Genomic DNA, 18497 nt, shown 5'->3' with positions numbered 1-18497 from the left:
TGCCTGTCAATTGAGCGGTTTCAGAGCGCGTCCAGTTCCCGGTGTCGCTTGAGCGTGAGCCAACGTGTGCCAAAACTTTGTGCCAGTTGCTCGACCATGAAAACCGAGCGGTGTTGCCCCCCTGTGCAGCCAATGGCCACGGTGACGTAGCTGCGGTGATCCCGTTCGATGGCTGGAATCCAGTGTTTTAGAAAACCTTCGATTTGCAGCTGCATCTGTACGAATTCTTCAGATTGCCGCAGGTAGGCTTGCACCGGTGCATCTCTTCCCGTCAGGGGCCGCAAAGCGCTTTCGTAGTGTGGGTTGGGGAGCATGCGCACATCAAACACATAGTCGGCATCGGTCGGTATGCCACGCTTGAAGCCAAAGGACTCAAACACCAAGGTCAGCTGCGCAGAAGGGGCGCTGACCAAGGTCTTGATATAGGTTTGGAGTTGCGCTGAGCGCAGCAAACTGGTGTCGATGACGTGGGCACGATCGCGTAAATCGGCCAGCAATTCGCGCTCGAAACCGATGGTCTCCATCAAGGCTTTATCGCTTTGTGGCTTGTCTCCACCCGACAAAGGATGCTTGCGCCGAGACTCTGAATATCGCCGCTGCAGCGTGTCCGAGTTCGCGTCCAAAAATACCGACTTGACCGACATGCCCATGTCGCGAAGCAAATTCATTTGCTCGGGCATCAGATGCAGTGAGTTCGCGCTGCGCACATCGATCGCAATCGCCAGGCGTTGCTCTTTTTGTTGTTCTTCGAGTTTGACAAAAGGAATCAGCAACTCGGGCGGCAGGTTGTCCACGCAGTAATAGCCCGCGTCTTCAAGGGCATGCAATGCCACCGATTTGCCGGAGCCGGACATGCCGGTGATGAGGATGACGTCCATATTCAGCTTCGGGCCACTTGTTGTTCAGAGGGAGGGGTGGGGCAGCCCAGCATTTCGCGCGCATGGGCCAACGTGGTGGCGGATTGCTTTTCCCCGCCCAGCATGCGGGCGATTTCATCGACGCGCTCTTGAGCAGCGATGCTGCGCACCTGGCTGCTGACTTGGCCTTTCACCGCCGCTTTGCTGACCAGGAGGTGGTGGTCGGCACAGGCTGCCACTTGTGGCAAGTGGGTCACTGCCAAGACCTGGCGGTGTTGGCCCAGTTGTTTCATCAGACGGCCCACGGTCTCGGCCACTGCACCGCCCACGCCCGAATCGACCTCATCAAAGATCAAGGTTCCGGCTTCACCCAGCTCGCTGGTGGTCACTGCAATCGCCAGAGCGATGCGCGACAACTCGCCCCCCGAGGCGACTTTGCCCACAGGTCGTGGCGTGCTGCCCGCGTGTCCGGCCACCAGAAAACTGACTTCTTCCAGGCCGTGTTGTGCAGGTGCGTCCAGGGTTTGCAGTTGAACCTCAAATCGGCCGCCTTGCATGCCCAGTTGCTGCATGGCCTTGCTGACCGCTTGTGCCAGCGGATTGGCGGCTTTTTGGCGTTCTTTGGAGACCGCTTGGGCGGCCAGGGTGCAGGCCGTTTGCGCGGCATTGGCAGCGTTTTGCAAGGCATCCAAATCGGCTGCCGCGTCCAGTTGGGCCAGCTCTTTGCGCCAAGCCTGTAAGGCCAGTGGCAGCTCGTCTGGGGTTTTTTTGTAGCGCCGGGCCAATGACAACCACAGGCCCATGCGTTCGTCCAACTGGTCCAGTTGGGCTGGGTCGAGATCGGTTTTGCGCAAATAGCTGTGCAGGCTGTGGGCCACGTCCTCGGCTTGCGCTTGGGCTGAAGAAAGCACCTCGGCCAAGGCATTGAACTCGGACTCGAATGGTCCCAGCGACTGCAGCGTTTGGATGGCGCGCGACAACAGTCGCAAAGCACCGCCTTCGCTGTCGCTGTCTCCACCTTCGAGCAGCTGTGTGCTTTGGTTGGCTCCGTCGATCAGCGCCTGTGCGTTGGCCAAGCGGCTGTGCTGGGCGCTCAGCTCTTGCCATTCGCCCACGTTCGGGTTGAGTTTTTCCAGCTCACCAATTTGCCAAGCCAGTCGCTCACGTTCATTGGCCAGCGTGCTTTGCGCGTGTTGCGCATCATGCAAGGCTTGTTGCGCCTGACGCCAGGTTTGCCAAGAGGCTTTGAGGGGACGGGTGTCAATGCCCGCATAAGCGTCGAGCAGGCCACGCACGGCGTCGGGGCGGGTCAGACTTTGCCAGGCGTGCTGACCGTGAATGTCGAGCAGCTGTTCACCGAGCTCACGCAGTTGCGTCGCGGTAGCCGGGCTGCCGTTGATCCAAGCGCGGCTTTTTCCAGCGATGTCCACTGTGCGCCGAAGCAGCAAAGCAGCATTGGCTTCAAAACCCGCTGCCTCCAGCCAGGCCCCTATGGATGGCGTGGGCTCGAATTCGGCGCAGACTTCGCACCGCTGGGCCCCTTCACGCACCACGCCTGAATCGGCGCGTGATCCTAAGGCCAACTGCAGAGCATCGATCAAAATGGATTTGCCGGCACCCGTCTCGCCCGTGAGCACGCTGAAACCGTTGCTCAAGTCCAGCTCAAGCGTGTGCACGATCACAAAGTCGCGCAGCGTGATGTGCGTCAACGCCATGGCTCAGTCGCCCCCATTCCAGTGCATTTTTTTGCGCAAAGTGTCAAAGTAATTCCAGCCCGCCGGGTGTAAAAAACGCACCCGGTGTTCGGAGCGGTTGACCACGATCTTGTCGCCCAAGATCAGGTCGGCCAGCGACTGCATGTCAAAGTTGGCGCTGACATAGCGTCCGGCGACGATCTCGATGCTGATCTCGGAGGATTCGGGCAGAACGATGGGCCGGTTGGACAAGGTGTGCGGCGCAATCGGCGCCATGACCCAGCCGCCAATGGCCGGGTGCATCAGTGGGCCACCTACGGACAGAGAGTAGGCGGTGGAGCCCGTCGGGGTGGCGATGATCAGACCGTCAGCTCTTTGGTTGGACACAAAGCGACCGTCGACTTCGACCCGCAACTCAACCATGCCTGAGGTACCACCTCGGTTAACCACCACATCGTTCATCGCCAAAGCGCTGAACACGTTGCGCTGGTCGCGAATGACATGGGCTTGCAGCAAACTGCGGTCTTCGGTTTGGTGGTGGCCCTGCAGCATGGGCAGCAACACATCTTGGTAACTTTGCAGGGGGATGTCGGTGATGAAGCCCAGCCGCCCTTGGTTGATTCCCATCAGCGGCAAGTTGAACCGGGCCATTTGGCGACCAATGCCCAGCATGGTGCCGTCGCCACCGATGACCAAACCCAGATCACATTGGCTGCCGATATCGTGCATGTCCAGCATGGGGTATTGGTTCAATCCAGTGTGCAGGGCGGTTTCACGGTCGAGCACCACGTCGCAGCCCTTGCGCGTCAAGAATTGTGCGACGTCGTCCAAGGCGCGTCGCGAATTCTCCAGCGCCCCGCCATGTGCGGTGGTGTGGTACTTGCCAAAGAGTGCAACATGACGGAACTTTGATCTCATCGGTAAATTACATCATTAAAATGATCGCATGCTAGATGATCGTGCCAAGTTATTGCTCAAAGCGCTGGTGGAACGCTATATCGCGGACGGCCAGCCTGTTGGCTCTCGCACGCTCTCCAAAGCCTCGGGTCTCGATTTGTCGCCTGCCACCATCCGCAATGTGATGTCCGACTTGGAGGAATTGGGCCTGATCGCCAGCCCACACACCTCCGCCGGGCGCATCCCGACCAGCCGGGGCTACCGTTTGTTTGTGGACACCATGCTGACAGTGCAGCGCGATGGCTTCGAGACGCCGGCGCTCATTCCTGACCAGCCACAAAAGGTGATTGCCAGCGCGGCCAACCTGCTCTCGAGCTTGTCGCATTTTGTAGGCGTGGTCATGACGCCGCGCAGACCCTCGGTTTTTCGGCACATTGAGTTTTTGCGCCTGTCTGAGCGGCGTTTGCTGGTCATCATCGTCTCGCCCGAGGGCGATGTGCAAAACCGCATCTTGTTCACCGAGACCGATTACTCGCAAAGCCAGCTGATAGAAACGTCCAATTTTCTGAACACCCATTACGCTGGCATGGCCATTGAGCAGGTGCGCAGCCGGGTGCAACAAGAACTGGTCAGCCTGCAGAGCGAAATCGCCACGCTCATGCAAGCGGCTGTGCAGGTGAGCACCGAGGCACTGGCCGACGATCAGAACGAGGTGGTGATTGCGGGTGAGCGCAATCTTTTGTCGGTGAGCGACTTTTCCAGCGACATGGGCCATCTGCGACGGGCCTTTGACTTGTTTGAGCAAAAAACCCAACTCATGCGACTGCTGGACGTTTCCAGTCAAGCCGAAGGTGTGCGCATTTACATAGGCGGCGAAAGCCAGATCGTACCGATGCAGGAGCTGTCTGTCGTCAGTTCGCCATATGAGGTGGATGGTCAAATTGTGGGCACGCTGGGCGTGATCGGTCCGACCCGCATGCCCTATGACCGGATGATCCAAATTGTCAATATCACATCCCGCTTGGTCAGCAACGCGCTGAGTCAGTCCAAATAAACAACGGGCTGGGCCACTACAATCACGCCTTCGGTCGGGGCGTTAGCTCAGTTGGTTAGAGCAGAGGACTCATAATCCTTTGGTCCACGGTTCAAGTCCGTGACGCCCTACCATTTACATCCTTCAAGTCACTTTGCACGACGTTGCAAAGTGACTTTTTTGTGGGTGTGTGCCAAGTTGAGGCACGCTGTCAGAACAGTTCACCCACAGCGGTGGGGCTGCGATCGATGACTCTCCGCCACGCTGCCCCACCGCTGGCGAAAGACGCAGCCACTGCCAAAACCTGTCAGCAACCCACCATTGCCAAGCGCCATAGTGGGTTTGACTTTTCACCCAGAGATTCGGTTTGGATGAAATATGACAATGTCTGACAATGAACGCCAATTGTGAAAATATCGCATGAAAATAATTTAATTTTAAAGTATTATAAAAATACAATAAATGAAAAATTTAAATTAATCTATAAATTTCACAGATAGTCACATGTGGTTGTAAAAAATTCAAAAAAATTAGGATGTTGATAGATTTGTTGACTAGAATAAACCTTATCAAAATTTTTGAGGTTTCAGCATGTACTCTAGTTTGGTCCCTGTCAACAAAGCTCGTCACGCTAATAAAAAAGTCCGCCAAGTTCAAGGGTTTGACTTTGCTAAAAATTTCCATATCGCGGCCATCATGGCCCATGAGTTCGCCAGAGCAGCTTCCATTTACCCTGTGGTTTTCCTCGAAGATAAAACTGAAGACAGTTTCAGGCCTGTGGTCTTGATGGGGTTGGATGCTGGTGAGAACCTGTTTGTTGGTGCCGATGGCAAGTGGCAGGCTTCGTACATTCCTGCAATCATCAGGCGTTATCCCTTTGCATTGGCGGGTGCAGGTGAGGAAGGTAAATTTACTGTCTGTATCGATGAAGGCAGTGATTTGATCAGCGAAACAGAAGGTGCAGCCCTTTTTGATGATCAAGGCGAGCCTGCTGAGCCGCTCGAAAACGTCAAGCGTTACCTTGGTGAGCTCCAGATGATGGACACATTCACGCGTGAATTTTGCAAAAACTTGGCAAGCCACAATATGTTCACGCCGCTCAACATGCGTGTTCGTCAGGCGGATCAGGTCAAAAATATCAACGGGTGCTACGTCCTGAACGAAGAAAGACTCAACAGCTTGTCCAACGAAGGATTTGCTGACTTGCGTGAAAAGCGTTATTTGCCAGCCATCTACGCCCATTTGGTTTCGTTGGCTCAAATTGAACGTTTGATCATGCTCAAAGATGAGCGCGTGTCATCCCAAGCGGATGCCCAATAAGTTTGTACTTGAAGCGGTACTTGTATTGCTTTTGATCAGTATTAACTCTTTTTGATGAGACCTATTCGGCCATTTTCGAGCGGAAGCAAGTCTGCACTGCGTGCACCTCGCAGGCGTGATGCCGCCCAAATTGCCAAGGTTAAACCCTCTCATTCCCTTCGCCCTGATTTCATTCGCATTCGCGACGCGTTCAGGGTGGAGGCGCTTGAGCCCAGGGTTTTGCTTTCTGCCGACCCCATTTTTTCACCTCTCAAAGTTTCTTTCCTGCCTGAAGACAAAGCGTTTCAGGATCGTTTGGCGGAGGCCACTTTAGATTCGACGGGCACCGAGACCATGGCTTCGCCAGAGGTCTTTTTGGGTTTGCTCAGCCAAGTTCACACGCAGTCGGTGCACTTGCAAGCGTCTCCTGCTGTAGATGCTTATCTGCATCTTCAGCAAGGGGAGGACTCTGCAGCGTCTATCGCACTGGACAACGATTGGCGTGTGCCGTTGGTGTCTGTGATGGATGTGGGAAACGTCGCTGCCTTTGACGCTTTCCCCATTGATTCCTTTCAAGAACAGGTCATCAATGAAAATCTTGTAGAGCGTGAATTTGGTGAATTGGCCAGTTTTGCTCAATGGGAGGCTGCCGAAACTTGGGCGTTGACTTTGCCTGACAGTTCGCCGGTTGAGCCGCTCCTGCCTTCGCTGCAGACCCAAGCCACCCGTGTTTTGCAGTCGGGCAATTACGATTTGGCCTTGCTCGATGGCCAGCAGGACAGCGATTCTTTGTGGCTGGCACCCAATGCCGTGCTCAAGGGCAGTGGTAGTTTTGCTGGCAACTTGACTGTAGAGGGTGTTCTGAGTCCCGGTTATTCGCCTGGCGTTCAAAACGTCGACGGTAATTTGGTTTTGGCATCCACTTCGGTCACTTTGTTTGAAATTGCGGGTGATACAGCGGGTACTGGTTCGAATTTTTATGACCAAATCAATGTCTCTGGCTTGGCCTCTTTGGATGGCCAAATTCAGGTTGACTTGCTCAATGGCTATCGGCCCACCGACGGCCAAGTCTTTAACGTGCTCACCTATGGCAGCGTCAGTGGCTCTTTTGCCAGCGGCAGTGGCCTGATCGATGCAGGCGAGGGTGTGTACTTTGAGGTGCTTGGCACCTCCAGTGGGCTGAACCTCAAGGCCCATGTGTTGGATGCCAGCACTGCCAAGTTGGTCAGCGCACTGCGCTCGGCTGTACCGGCCGACGACCAGGTTCTGCAAGACCGCGTCGGTCAATGGCTGAACTTTGACTACTTTCGCAATAACAGCAGTTACAACTTCACGGGCAGCATTGCGTTAGGCGAGGGCTTTAGCTTGAGCGGCTCGGCCGCCATTGGTTTTACCAACAACGTGGTGATCGCCGGTCAAACGGTGGACGTCTTCACCCTGGGCTTGGAGAACGCCAGCGGCCACTTGGGGTTAGACCCTTCCAGTACCACTGCACCTGGTTTGAAGTTCACTGACGCCGACCTGGGCGTGCTTTGGATGCGCAGTGAGAACGTTGCTAACAACGGCGGTTGGCTGTGGGCTGAAGGTGCTGTGGCTGGTTTGTCCATGGTGGGCTCGAGCAACGTGACGCTCACTGCCTCCTCACTCACTCTGGACTTTGCCCAGGGCTTGGGTACCACGGGCGGCACAACCAACAACACCTTGTTGGATCTTTCTGCTGCTGCGCGCAGCGTGGTGGTGGGCAGCACCACTTACACCTTTGACAGTGCCACCACCACCGAGCGCGCTGCCGTATCGGGCACTGGCACCTTGGATGTGGCGGGCCTGGTCAGCGTGTCGGGCACCATGGGTTTTGCCTCATCGGTCAGCGGCTTGCTGGCTGCTGGCTCCGGCATCACAGCCCGCATGAGCGCAGGCGGCATAACTTTGGGCTTGGACAGCGCCAGTTTCGGTCTGGCTTTGTACACCGACAACACCTACCAGCTTGAGGCCAGCGGCGGTTTTTACGTCAATGGTGGCGGCTTTGCCAACGTCAGCGCCACCAGCGCGCTGTTGCGTCTGAACACCACCGGTGTCACCCAGGCTGAGAAAATTTTGCAGGTCGGTGGACTCAGCCACACCCTGTCGGCCATGGGTGCCACGTCCGACCCGGTGCTCAACGTGACTGGTTTGCAAGCGCGCATAGGCGAGAGCTTGCAGGTCTCGGGTAATTTGTCGTTTGAGCGCGATGCCACCACTGGCAACCTCGAAATTTTGGCCAGCAACGCGAGCGCCTCAGTGCGTGTGGGGGATATGCGTGCCGGCGTCACTCAGGCCAGCTTGGCCTTGGTCATTCGCGATGCAGCCCAAAGCAATCCCGGTATGTTGGTCGAGGCCTCGGGTGCGGCCGACATGTCATTGGGCGAGTCCATCGCGCTGTCAGCCTCATCGGCCACAGTGCGATGGAACAGCACCGACCTTGATGCGTCAAACCGTGCCATCAATGTGGCTGGCACCAGTCACACATTTGGCAGCCTGAGCGCCGGTGTCAAGTCGGTGAGTGTGAGTGGTGCCAACTTGGTACTGGGCGACTTTTTCCGCGTCAACGGCAACTTTGCTTTCCTGGCCGACACCACCACCGTCAAATTGGCCTCAGACACCATTGGCACTGCAGTCAACGAAGCCACCACCGGCATTGAGGTGAGTCTGTTGACCCTGGGTGGCAAAGACCTCAACGCCCAGCTCGGTGCCGCTGGCGGCCCGCAAGTGGCCCTGACCGGCGTGGAATTCGGTTTGGCGTTGATGAGCGCCAAGTCCGACGTCAGCCGACGCTGGACCAGCGCCCAGGCCAGCGCTACGGGTGCCTCGCTCACTGGGCTGAGCGGTGTTTCTTTGAGCGGTCAAAGTTTGTCCTTCCAATTGAACCAGGCTGAAGGTGCAAACGACGCCGTGGTGAGCTATGCCTCCGCTAAAACCACGCTCGCAGTCGCTACGGGGGTGGCCTCCAGCTTGAACCTGTCCATGGACGGAGCGCAGGGCGAGTTGCTCAAGGCTTCGGGCAACCTGACCGTGGATGCTTTTGGCTTCATGCGCTTGACAGGCGACTTGAATTTGACCAAGAGCGTGGGCAGCGTCAAGCTCGCTGACTTGTCTTCGACCATTGGCGTGGACGAATCGACCACCCCGGTGGTGGTGGACCAGTTGCTCATCGGCGGCAATGGTCTTTCGGCCTTTGCGGGTATCAATGGCGGAAGCAACGATCCGACTGGCTTGAACCTCACAGGGGTGAACTTTGCGCTGGCGGTGCAGACTGAAAAGACGCCTGCCGCCAATACCGCCGCCCGCCAGTGGACAGCCGTCAAAGCCTCGGCCACTGGTGCGAACTTCGTTGGGGTTACTGGCCTGACAGCCACGGCAAGCGCCATCAACGTCGAGATCACTCGCCAGGCGGCGGATACATCGCTGGTGAACTATGCGGCGCAGAACCTCACGGTTCAAACCGGCACCTTCTCGGCGCCCAGCAGCATCACTTTGGATTTGGGCGCGAACCTGGGTGAAGTGACCCGTGCCTCCGGCAACCTCACCATTGACGCGTTCGGCTTCTTCCAAGTCTCGGGCGCATTGGCGCTGAACAAGAACACAACCAGCGTCACGCTGGGCAACCTGAGCGGCACGCCTGCCGACGAGTCGGCCACACCCGTGGTGGTGGAGCAGCTGACCATTGGCGGCTCGGGCCTGACAGCGTTTGCAGGTATCAACGGCGGCAGCGCAGACCCCACGGGCTTGAACCTGACGGGCGTGAACTTTGCGGTGGCGATCCAGACCGAGAAGAACCCCGCAGCGAACACCACCGCCCGCGAGTGGACAGCGGTCAAGGCCAGCGCAACAGGCGCAAACTTTGTAGGCGTGTCTGGCCTGACGGTGTCGGCCACCGCCATCGACATCGCGATCACGCGTAAGGCCACTGACAACACGCTGGTCGACTACAACGCGCAAAGCCTGGCGGTGCAAACCAGCACCACGGCCAACCCCAGCACGATGACGCTGGACTTGGCCGCGAACCTGGGTGAAGTGACCCGTGCCTCCGGCAACCTCACCATTGACGCGTTCGGCTTCTTCCAAGTCTCGGGCGCGTTGGCGCTGAACAAGAACACAACCAGCGTCACGCTGGGCAACCTGAGCGGCACGCCTGCCGACGAGTCGGCCACACCAGTGGTGGTGGAGCAGCTGACCATTGGCGGCTCGGGCCTGACAGCGTTTGCAGGTATCAACGGCGGCAGCGCAGACCCCACGGGCTTGAACCTGACGGGCGTGAACTTTGCGGTGGCGATCCAGACCGAGAAGAACCCCGCAGCGAACACCACCGCCCGCGAGTGGACAGCGGTCAAGGCCAGCGCAACAGGCGCAAACTTTGTAGGCGTGTCCGGCCTGACGGTGTCGGCCACCGCCATCGACATCGCGATCACGCGTAAGGCCACTGACAACACGCTGGTCGACTACAACGCGCAAAGCCTGGCGGTGCAAACCAGCACCACGGCCAACCCCAGCACGATGACGCTGGACTTGGCCGCGAACCTGGGTGAAGTGACCCGCGCCTCCGGTAACCTCACCATTGACGCGTTCGGCTTCTTCAAAGTCTCGGGCGCGTTGGCGCTGAACAAGAACACAACCAGCGTCACGCTGGGCAACCTGAGCGGCACGCCTGCCGACGAGTCGGCCACACCCGTGGTGGTGGAGCAGCTGACCATTGGCGGCTCGGGCCTGACAGCGTTTGCAGGTATCAACGGCGGCAGCGCAGACCCCACGGGCTTGAACCTGACGGGCGTGAACTTTGCGGTGGCGATCCAGACCGAGAAGAACCCCGCAGCGAACACCACCGCCCGCGAGTGGACAGCGGTCAAGGCCAGCGCAACAGGCGCAAACTTTGTAGGCGTGTCTGGCCTGACGGTGTCGGCCACCGCCATCGACATCGCGATCACGCGTAAGGCCACTGACAACACGCTGGTCGACTACAACGCGCAAAGCCTGGCGGTGCAAACCAGCACCACGGCCAACCCCAGCACGATGACGCTGGACTTGGCCGCGAACCTGGGTGAAGTGACCCGTGCCTCCGGCAACCTCACCATTGACGCGTTCGGCTTCTTCCAAGTCTCGGGCGCGTTGGCGCTGAACAAGAACACAACCAGCGTCACGCTGGGCAACCTGAGCGGCACGCCTGCCGACGAGTCGGCCACACCAGTGGTGGTGGAGCAGCTGACCATTGGCGGCTCGGGCCTGACAGCGTTTGCAGGTATCAACGGCGGCAGCGCAGACCCCACGGGCTTGAACCTGACGGGCGTGAACTTTGCGGTGGCGATCCAGACCGAGAAGAACCCCGCAGCGAACACCACCGCCCGCGAGTGGACAGCGGTCAAGGCCAGCGCAACAGGCGCAAACTTTGTAGGCGTGTCCGGCCTGACGGTGTCGGCCACCGCCATCGACATCGCGATCACGCGTAAGGCCACTGACAACACGCTGGTCGACTACAACGCGCAAAGCCTGGCGGTGCAAACCAGCACCACGGCCAACCCCAGCACGATGACGCTGGACTTGGCCGCGAACCTGGGTGAAGTGACCCGCGCCTCCGGCAACCTCACCATTGACGCGTTCGGCTTCTTCAAAGTCTCGGGCGCATTGGCGCTGAACAAGAACACAACCACGGTGAAGCTGGGCGACTTGGCCAGCACGACCGACGTCAACGAATCGACCAACGCGGTCACGGTGGAGCAGCTGACCATTGGCGGCTCGGGCCTGACAGCGTTTGCAGGTATCAACGGCGGCAGCGCAGACCCCACGGGCTTGAACCTGACGGGCGTGAACTTTGCGGTGGCGATCCAGACAGAAAAGACACCAGCCGAAGGTAAGACAGCGCGAGAGTGGACTGCCGTGAAGGCCTCTGCCACGGGCGCGAACTTTGTGGGCGTGTCTGGCCTGACAGTGACGGCCAGCGCGATCAATGTGGAGATCACCCGCAAGGCGGCTGACAACACCTTGGTCGACTACACGGTACAGAACCAAGTTGTCCAAACCGGCACAGTCGAGACCCCCAGCACGATGACGCTGGACTTGGCCGCGAACCTGGGTGAAGTGACCCGCGCCTCCGGCAACCTCACCATTGACGCGTTCGGCTTCTTCAAAGTCTCGGGCGCATTGGCGCTGAACAAGAACACAACCACGGTGAAGCTGGGCGACTTGGCCAGCACGACCGACGTCAACGAATCGACCAACGCGGTCACGGTGGAGCAGCTGACCATTGGCGGCTCGGGCCTGACAGCGTTTGCAGGTATCAACGGCGGCAGCGCAGACCCCACGGGCTTGAACCTGACGGGCGTGAACTTTGCGGTGGCGATCCAGACAGAAAAGACACCAGCCGAAGGTAAGACAGCGCGAGAGTGGACTGCCGTGAAGGCCTCTGCCACGGGCGCGAACTTTGTGGGCGTGTCTGGCCTGACAGTGACGGCCAGCGCGATCAATGTGGAGATCACCCGCAAGGCGGCTGACAACACCTTGGTCGACTACACGGTACAGAACCAAGTTGTCCAAACCGGCACAGTCGAGACCCCCAGCACGATGACGCTGGACTTGGCCGCGAACCTGGGTGAAGTGACCCGCGCCTCCGGCAACCTCACCATTGACGCGTTCGGCTTCTTCAAAGTCTCGGGCGCATTGGCGCTGAACAAGAACACAACCACGGTGAAGCTGGGCGACTTGGCCAGCACGACCGACGTCAACGAATCGACCAACGCGGTCACGGTGGAGCAGCTGACCATTGGCGGCTCGGGCCTGACAGCGTTTGCAGGTATCAACGGCGGCAGCGCAGACCCCACGGGCTTGAACCTGACGGGCGTGAACTTTGCGGTGGCGATCCAGACAGAAAAGACACCAGCCGAAGGTAAGACAGCGCGAGAGTGGACTGCCGTGAAGGCCTCTGCCACGGGCGCGAACTTTGTGGGCGTGTCTGGCCTGACAGTGACGGCCAGCGCGATCAATGTGGAGATCACCCGCAAGGCGGCTGACAACACCTTGGTCGACTACACGGTACAGAACCAAGTTGTCCAAACCGGCACAGTCGAGACCCCCAGCACGATGACGCTGGACTTGGCCGCGAACCTGGGTGAAGTGACCCGCGCCTCCGGCAACCTCACCATTGACGCGTTCGGCTTCTTCAAAGTCTCGGGCGCATTGGCGCTGAACAAGAACACAACCACGGTGAAGCTGGGCGACTTGGCCAGCACGACCGACGTCAACGAATCGACCAACGCGGTCACGGTGGAGCAGCTGACCATTGGCGGCTCGGGCCTGACAGCGTTTGCAGGTATCAACGGCGGCAGCGCAGACCCCACGGGCTTGAACCTGACGGGCGTGAACTTTGCGGTGGCGATCCAGACAGAAAAGACACCAGCCGAAGGTAAGACAGCGCGAGAGTGGACTGCCGTGAAGGCCTCTGCCACGGGCGCGAACTTTGTGGGCGTGTCTGGCCTGACAGTGACGGCCAGCGCGATCAATGTGGAGATCACCCGCAAGGCGGCTGACAACACCTTGGTCGACTACACGGTACAGAACCAAGTTGTCCAAACCGGCACAGTCGAGACCCCCAGCACGATGACGCTGGACTTGGCCGCGAACCTGGGTGAAGTGACCCGCGCCTCCGGCAACCTCACCATTGACGCGTTCGGCTTCTTCAAAGTCTCGGGCGCATTGGCGCTGAACAAGAACACAACCACGGTGAAGCTGGGCGACTTGGCCAGCACGACCGACGTCAACGAATCGACCAACGCGGTCACGGTGGAGCAGCTGACCATTGGCGGCTCGGGCCTGACAGCGTTTGCAGGTATCAACGGCGGCAGCGCAGACCCCACGGGCTTGAACCTGACGGGCGTGAACTTTGCGGTGGCGATCCAGACAGAAAAGACACCAGCCGAAGGTAAGACAGCGCGAGAGTGGACTGCCGTGAAGGCCTCTGCCACGGGCGCGAACTTTGTGGGCGTGTCTGGCCTGACAGTGACGGCCAGCGCGATCAATGTGGAGATCACCCGCAAGGCGGCTGACAACACCTTGGTCGACTACACGGTACAGAACCAAGTTGTCCAAACCGGCACAGTCGAGACCCCCAGCACGATGACGCTGGACTTGGCCGCGAACCTGGGTGAAGTGACCCGCGCCTCCGGCAACCTCACCATTGACGCGTTCGGCTTCTTCAAAGTCTCGGGCGCATTGGCGCTGAACAAGAACACAACCACGGTGAAGCTGGGCGACTTGGCCAGCACGACCGACGTCAACGAATCGACCAACGCGGTCACGGTGGAGCAGCTGACCATTGGCGGCTCGGGCCTGACAGCGTTTGCAGGTATCAACGGCGGCAGCGCAGACCCCACGGGCTTGAACCTGACGGGCGTGAACTTTGCGGTGGCGATCCAGACAGAAAAGACACCAGCCGAAGGTAAGACAGCGCGAGAGTGGACTGCCGTGAAGGCCTCTGCCACGGGCGCGAACTTTGTGGGCGTGTCTGGCCTGACAGTGACGGCCAGCGCGATCAATGTGGAGATCACCCGCAAGGCGGCTGACAACACCTTGGTCGACTACACGGTACAGAACCAAGTTGTCCAAACCGGCACAGTCGAGACCCCCAGCACGATGACGCTGGACTTGGCCGCGAACCTGGGTGAAGTGACCCGCGCCTCCGGCAACCTCACCATTGACGCGTTCGGCTTCTTCAAAGTCTCGGGCGCATTGGCGCTGAACAAGAACACAACCACGGTGAAGCTGGGCGACTTGGCCAGCACGACCGACGTCAACGAATCGACCAACGCGGTCACGGTGGAGCAGCTGACCATTGGCGGCTCGGGCCTGACAGCGTTTGCAGGTATCAACGGCGGCAGCGCAGACCCCACGGGCTTGAACCTGACGGGCGTGAACTTTGCGGTGGCGATCCAGACAGAAAAGACACCAGCCGAAGGTAAGACAGCGCGAGAGTGGACTGCCGTGAAGGCCTCTGCCACGGGCGCGAACTTTGTGGGCGTGTCTGGCCTGACAGTGACGGCCAGCGCGATCAATGTGGAGATCACCCGCAAGGCGGCTGACAACACCTTGGTCGACTACACGGTACAGAACCAAGTTGTCCAAACCGGCACAGTCGAGACCCCCAGCACGATGACGCTGGACTTGGCCGCGAACCTGGGTGAAGTGACCCGCGCCTCCGGCAACCTCACCATTGACGCGTTCGGCTTCTTCAAAGTCTCGGGCGCATTGGCGCTGAACAAGAACACAACCACGGTGAAGCTGGGCGACTTGGCCAGCACGACCGACGTCAACGAATCGACCAACGCGGTCACGGTGGAGCAGCTGACCATTGGCGGCTCGGGCCTGACAGCGTTTGCAGGTATCAACGGCGGCAGCGCAGACCCCACGGGCTTGAACCTGACGGGCGTGAACTTTGCGGTGGCGATCCAGACAGAAAAGACACCAGCCGAAGGTAAGACAGCGCGAGAGTGGACTGCCGTGAAGGCCTCTGCCACGGGCGCGAACTTTGTGGGCGTGTCTGGCCTGACAGTGACGGCCAGCGCGATCAATGTGGAGATCACCCGCAAGGCGGCTGACAACACCTTGGTCGACTACACGGTACAGAACCAAGTTGTCCAAACCGGCACAGTCGAGACCCCCAGCACGATGACGCTGGACTTGGCCGCGAACCTGGGTGAAGTGACCCGCGCCTCCGGCAACCTCACCATTGACGCGTTCGGCTTCTTCAAAGTCTCGGGCGCATTGGCGCTGAACAAGAACACAACCACGGTGAAGCTGGGCGACTTGGCCAGCACGACCGACGTCAACGAATCGACCAACGCGGTCACGGTGGAGCAGCTGACCATTGGCGGCTCGGGCCTGACAGCGTTTGCAGGTATCAACGGCGGCAGCGCAGACCCCACGGGCTTGAACCTGACGGGCGTGAACTTTGCGGTGGCGATCCAGACAGAAAAGACACCAGCCGAAGGTAAGACAGCGCGAGAGTGGACTGCCGTGAAGGCCTCTGCCACGGGCGCGAACTTTGTGGGCGTGTCTGGCCTGACAGTGACGGCCAGCGCGATCAATGTGGAGATCACCCGCAAGGCGGCTGACAACACCTTGGTCGACTACACGGTACAGAACCAAGTTGTCCAAACCGGCACAGTCGAGACCCCCAGCACGATGACGCTGGACTTGGCCGCGAACCTGGGTGAAGTGACCCGCGCCTCCGGCAACCTCACCATTGACGCGTTCGGCTTCTTCAAAGTCTCGGGCGCATTGGCGCTGAACAAGAACACAACCACGGTGAAGCTGGGCGACTTGGCCAGCACGACCGACGTCAACGAATCGACCAACGCGGTCACGGTGGAGCAGCTGACCATTGGCGGCTCGGGCCTGACAGCGTTTGCAGGTATCAACGGCGGCAGCGCAGACCCCACGGGCTTGAACCTGACGGGCGTGAACTTTGCGGTGGCGATCCAGACAGAAAAGACACCAGCCGAAGGTAAGACAGCGCGAGAGTGGACTGCCGTGAAGGCCTCTGCCACGGGCGCGAACTTTGTGGGCGTGTCTGGCCTGACAGTGACGGCCAGCGCGATCAATGTGGAGATCACCCGCAAGGCGGCTGACAACACCTTGGTCGACTACACGGTACAGAACCAAGTTGTCCAAACCGGCACAGTCGAGACCCCCAGCACGATGACGCTGGACTTGGCCGCGAACCTGGGTGAAGTGACCCGCGCCTCCGGCAACCTCACCATTGACGCGTTCGGCTTCTTCAAAGTCTCGGGCGCATTGGCGCTGAACAAGAACACAACCACGGTGAAGCTGGGCGACTTGGCCAGCACGACCGACGTCAACGAATCGACCAACGCGGTCACGGTGGAGCAGCTGACCATTGGCGGCTCGGGCCTGACAGCGTTTGCAGGTATCAACGGCGGCAGCGCAGACCCCACGGGCTTGAACCTGACGGGCGTGAACTTTGCGGTGGCGATCCAGACAGAAAAGACACCAGCCGAAGGTAAGACAGCGCGAGAGTGGACTGCCGTGAAGGCCTCTGCCACGGGCGCGAACTTTGTGGGCGTGTCTGGCCTGACAGTGACGGCCAGCGCGATCAATGTGGAGATCACCCGCAAGGCGGCTGACAACACCTTGGTCGACTACACGGTACAGAACCAAGTTGTCCAAACCGGCACAGTCGAGACCCCCAGCACGATGACGCTGGACTTGGCCGCGAACCTGGGTGAAGTGACCCGCGCCTCCGGCAACCTCACCATTGACGCGTTCGGCTTCTTCAAAGTCTCGGGCGCATTGGCGCTGAACAAGAACACAACCACGGTGAAGCTGGGCGACTTGGCCAGCACGACCGACGTCAACGAATCGACCAACGCGGTCACGGTGGAGCAGCTGACCATTGGCGGCTCGGGCCTGACAGCGTTTGCAGGTATCAACGGCGGCAGCGCAGACCCCACGGGCTTGAACCTGACGGGCGTGAACTTTGCGGTGGCGATCCAGACAGAAAAGACACCAGCCGAAGGTAAGACAGCGCGAGAGTGGACTGCCGTGAAGGCCTCTGCCACGGGCGCGAACTTTGTGGGCGTGTCTGGCCTGACAGTGACGGCCAGCGCGATCAATGTGGAGATCACCCGCAAGGCGGCTGACAACACCTTGGTCGACTACACGGTACAGAACCAAGTTGTCCAAACCGGCACAGTCGAGACCCCCAGCACGATGACGCTGGACTTGGCCGCGAACCTGGGTGAAGTGACCCGCGCCTCCGGCAACCTCACCATTGACGCGTTCGGCTTCTTCAAAGTCTCGGGCGCATTGGCGCTGAACAAGAACACAACCACGGTGAAGCTGGGCGACTTGGCCAGCACGACCGACGTCAACGAATCGACCAACGCGGTCACGGTGGAGCAGCTGACCATTGGCGGCTCGGGCCTGACAGCGTTTGCAGGTATCAACGGCGGCAGCGCAGACCCCACGGGCTTGAACCTGACGGGCGTGAACTTTGCGGTGGCGATCCAGACAGAAAAGACACCAGCCGAAGGTAAGACAGCGCGAGAGTGGACTGCCGTGAAGGCCTCTGCCACGGGCGCGAACTTTGTGGGCGTGTCTGGCCTGACAGTGACGGCCAGCGCGATCAATGTGGAGATCACCCGCAAGGCGGCTGACAACACCTTGGTCGACTACACGGTACAGAACCAAGTTGTCCAAACCGGCACAGTCGAGACCCCCAGCACGATGACGCTGGACTTGGCCGCGAACCTGGGTGAAGTGACCCGCGCCTCCGGCAACCTCACCATTGACGCGTTCGGCTTCTTCAAAGTCTCGGGCGCATTGGCGCTGAACAAGAACACAACCACGGTGAAGCTGGGCGACTTGGCCAGCACGACCGACGTCAACGAATCGACCAACGCGGTCACGGTGGAGCAGCTGACCATTGGCGGCTCGGGCCTGACAGCGTTTGCAGGTATCAACGGCGGCAGCGCAGACCCCACGGGCTTGAACCTGACGGGCGTGAACTTTGCGGTGGCGATCCAGACAGAAAAGACACCAGCCGAAGGTAAGACAGCGCGAGAGTGGACTGCCGTGAAGGCCTCTGCCACGGGCGCGAACTTTGTGGGCGTGTCTGGCCTGACAGTGACGGCCAGCGCGATCAATGTGGAGATCACCCGCAAGGCGGCTGACAACACC

General features: G+C 59.4%; 6 protein-coding genes, 1 tRNA gene and 1 pseudogene (1 of these 8 cut by a window edge). 5 read left to right on the top strand and 3 right to left on the bottom strand.

Annotated features, from left to right (window positions below; genetic code table 11):
* Positions 1-20: 20 nt before the first annotated feature.
* The 3 genes from rapZ to ACHEXK_RS11170 are packed head-to-tail and all read right to left on the bottom strand — an operon-like array spanning position 21 to position 3469.
* Positions 21-884, bottom strand: coding sequence for an RNase adapter RapZ (gene rapZ, locus ACHEXK_RS11180; RefSeq protein WP_416548931.1), 864 nt, complete (start codon positions 882-884; stop codon positions 21-23).
* Positions 881-2572 carry a DNA repair protein RecN gene (gene recN / locus ACHEXK_RS11175; protein WP_416546182.1) on the bottom strand — a complete coding sequence of 564 codons (1692 nt, stop codon included), beginning with the start codon at positions 2570-2572 and terminating at the stop codon, positions 881-883. Before recN ends, rapZ begins: the two co-directional genes overlap by 4 nt.
* Before the next feature lie 3 nt (positions 2573-2575).
* Positions 2576-3469 (bottom strand): NAD kinase, encoded by an 894-nt coding sequence (locus ACHEXK_RS11170; protein ID WP_416546180.1) that lies wholly within the window; start codon positions 3467-3469, stop codon positions 2576-2578.
* Between the two features lie 28 nt (positions 3470-3497).
* Here ACHEXK_RS11170 and hrcA point away from each other — a divergent pair, with 28 nt between their 5' ends.
* The 5 genes and pseudogenes from hrcA to ACHEXK_RS11145 form a co-directional block, all read left to right on the top strand.
* On the top strand, positions 3498-4502 hold the full coding sequence (hrcA, locus tag ACHEXK_RS11165) for a heat-inducible transcriptional repressor HrcA (protein WP_416546178.1): 1005 nt from the start codon (positions 3498-3500) through the stop codon (positions 4500-4502).
* Between the two features lie 36 nt (positions 4503-4538).
* Positions 4539-4615: transfer RNA gene (locus ACHEXK_RS11160), tRNA-Ile, on the top strand.
* Between the two features lie 457 nt (positions 4616-5072).
* Positions 5073-5801: a SapC family protein gene (locus ACHEXK_RS11155; protein ID WP_416546176.1), complete on the top strand. Its 729-nt coding sequence runs from the start codon at positions 5073-5075 to the stop codon at positions 5799-5801.
* 54 nt (positions 5802-5855) lie between these two features.
* Positions 5856-6050: pseudogene (locus ACHEXK_RS11150) on the top strand (LEPR-XLL domain-containing protein); the annotation flags it as partial.
* Positions 6051-6134: 84 nt separating this feature from the next.
* Positions 6135-18497: the 5' portion of a hypothetical protein gene (locus ACHEXK_RS11145; protein WP_416548987.1), read on the top strand. The gene runs 58893 nt beyond the window's last position; the window shows 12363 of its 71256 coding nt (coding positions 1-12363); it begins with the start codon at positions 6135-6137; its stop codon lies off the right edge, out of view.

Source organism: Limnohabitans sp. DCL3 (assembly GCF_048019295.1).
Lineage (GTDB): Bacteria > Pseudomonadota > Gammaproteobacteria > Burkholderiales > Burkholderiaceae_C > Limnohabitans_A.
This window is presented reverse-complemented; position numbering and strand designations above follow the sequence as displayed.

Coding starts and splice junctions, on each gene's coding strand:
- hrcA (WP_416546178.1), top strand. CDS start 3,498: ATGCTAGATGATCGTGCCAAGTTATTGCTCAAAGCGCTGGTGGAACGC.
- ACHEXK_RS11155 (WP_416546176.1), top strand. CDS start 5,073: ATGTACTCTAGTTTGGTCCCTGTCAACAAAGCTCGTCACGCTAATAAA.
- recN (WP_416546182.1), bottom strand. CDS start 2,572: ATGGCGTTGACGCACATCACGCTGCGCGACTTTGTGATCGTGCACACG.
- ACHEXK_RS11170 (WP_416546180.1), bottom strand. CDS start 3,469: ATGAGATCAAAGTTCCGTCATGTTGCACTCTTTGGCAAGTACCACACC.